The organism is Streptomyces odontomachi, assembly GCF_024435355.1.
In the GTDB taxonomy this organism is placed as follows: domain Bacteria; phylum Actinomycetota; class Actinomycetes; order Streptomycetales; family Streptomycetaceae; genus Streptomyces; species Streptomyces odontomachi.
Map to the genome: position 1 here is coordinate 1 of NZ_JAMJWG010000075.1, position 2,331 is coordinate 2,331.

1 protein-coding gene is annotated in these 2,331 nt (G+C 74.2%); it reads right to left on the bottom strand.

Annotated elements, in window-relative coordinates; translation table 11 throughout:
* Nucleotides 1-2,331 (bottom strand): type I polyketide synthase (locus NQO67_RS43420; RefSeq protein WP_255956181.1); only part of this gene is annotated, 2,331 nt, incomplete at both ends.

Consider the following 2,331-nt stretch of genomic DNA (forward strand, 5'->3'; position numbering starts at 1 on the left):
TTCCCGCCGCGCACCACACCCGAGACCACACCCGACGACGAGGGGCCCTGCGCGCCCGCCGCGCAGTCCCGCAGCCCGGTGAGGAGTTCGTCCGGCGAGTCCCCCGTGACCACGGCGCGGTGGGCGAACCGGGTGCGCGTGGCGGCGAGGGAGCGTGCCACGTCGAGCGGCGGGACGTCGGGGGTGGCCGAGAGGGACTCGTGCAGCCGGGCGGCAAGGTCGCGCAGCGCCGGCTCCGTCTTCGCCGACAGCACCCACGGCACGACCGAACCCGTCCCGGTCGGCGCGTCCGCGGCCGTGGCCGGTGTCTTCGCCTCGGGTGCGGACTCCAGGATCACGTGCGCGTTGGTGCCGCTGATGCCGAACGAGGAGACGGCGGCCCGGCGCGGACGTCCGGTCTCGGGCCACGTGCGTGCCCTGGTCAGCAGTTCGACACCGCCGTCCGCCCAGTCGACGTGCGGGGACGGCTCGTCCACGTGCAGGGTCTTCGGCAGCACCCCGCGGCGCAGCGCCTCGACCATCTTGATCACACCGCCGATGCCGGCGGCGGCCTGCGCATGGCCGATGTTGGACTTCAGGGAGCCGAGGAACAGCGGGTGTCCGGTCTCCCGTTCCTGCCCGTACGTCGCGATCAGTGCCTGTGCCTCGATCGGGTCGCCGAGCTTCGTGCCGGTGCCGTGTGCTTCGACGGCGTCGACGTCCGCGACCGTGAGCCGTGCGTTCTCCAGGGCGTCCCGGATGACCCGCTGCTGGGAGGGGCCGTTGGGTGCCGTCAGGCCGTTGCTGGCGCCGTCCTGGTTGACGGCCGAGCCGCGCAGGACGGCGTGGACGGGGTGACCGTTGGCCCTGGCGTCGGAGAGCCGCTCCAGCAGCACCATGCCGGCGCCCTCGGCCCAGATGGTGCCGTCGGCGGCCTTGGCGAACGACTTGGCGCGGCCGTCGGGGGACAGCCCGCGCTGCCGGCTGAACTCCAGGAACATACCGGCGTTGGCCATCACCGTCGCGCCGCCGGCCAGCGCCATCGTGCACTCGCCGCCCCGCAGCGCCTGCGCCGCCAGGTGCAGGGCGACCAGCGACGACGAGCACGCGGTGTCCACGGTGATCGCCGGGCCCTCGAACCCGAAGGTGTAGGCGACGCGGCCGGAGGCGACGCTCGCCGTCGTACCGGTGAGGAGATAGCCCTCGACGCCTTCCGCACCGACGCGGACCAGCGGCGCGTACTCCTGGGTGACGACACCGGCGAACACGCCGATGCGGCTGCCGCGCACCGTGGCGGGGACGATGCCGGCCCGTTCCAGCGCCTCCCAGCTGGTCTCCAGCAGCAACCGCTGCTGCGGGTCAAGGGCGAGCGCCTCGCGCGGGGTGATCCCGAAGAATTCGGCGTCGAAGCGGTCGGCGTCGTAGAGGAAACCGCCGTGCCGGGCGTACGTCTTGCCGGGGATGCCCGGCTCCGGGTCGTACAGGCCGGCCACGTCCCAGCCCCGGTTGGGCGGGAACTCGCCGATGGCGTCGGTGCCGCTGTCGACCAGCTGCCAGAGCTGTTCGGGGGTGGTGGCGCCGCCGGGGTAGCGGCAGCCCATGCCCACGATCGCGATCGGGTCGTCGTTCCTGGGGCGTACGGTGCGCCGTTTGGGCGTGCTCCCGCCCGCCCTGGCCGTGCTGAGCAGCTCGGTCAGCAGGTGGCGGGTGATGGCGGCCGGGGTCGGATAGTCGAAGGTCAGGGTGGCCGGCAGGCGCAGGCCCACGGCCTTGTTGAGGGTGTTGCGCAGTTCGACGGCGGTCAGCGAGTCGAAGCCCAGCTCCTTGAACGAGCTCTCCGGGTCGATCGCGGCCGACGGGTCGCGGCCGAGCACCGTCGCGATGTGCCCGCCCAGGACGTCACGCAGGAACGCCTCGCGCTCCGCCTCGGGGCGTTCCGCCAGCTGCTGGGCCAGCGCGCTGCCGCCGCCGGCCGCCACGTCCTGGACGGCGCGCCGCGGCCTGGGCCGGTACAACGTGGTGAACAGCGGCGCGATGGTGCCCGCCGCCGCCTGCGCGCGCAGGCCGGCCGCGTTCAACCGCGCCGGCACCAGGACCGCACGGTCGCGTGCCAGGGCGGCGTCGAACAGGGCGAGTGCCTGGCTGCCGGGCATCGGGGCGACACCGGTGCGTTCCATCCGGGTGCGGTCCTGCTCGGTGAGCCCGCCGCCCATGCCCGCTTCCCACAGGCCCCAGGCCAGGGACGTCGCGGGCAGGCCGTGCGCGTGGCGGTGCTGGGCGAGCGCGTCCAGGTAGGTGTTGGCCGCCGCGTAGTTGGCCTGCCCGGGGCCGCCCAGGGTGCCGACGACCGAG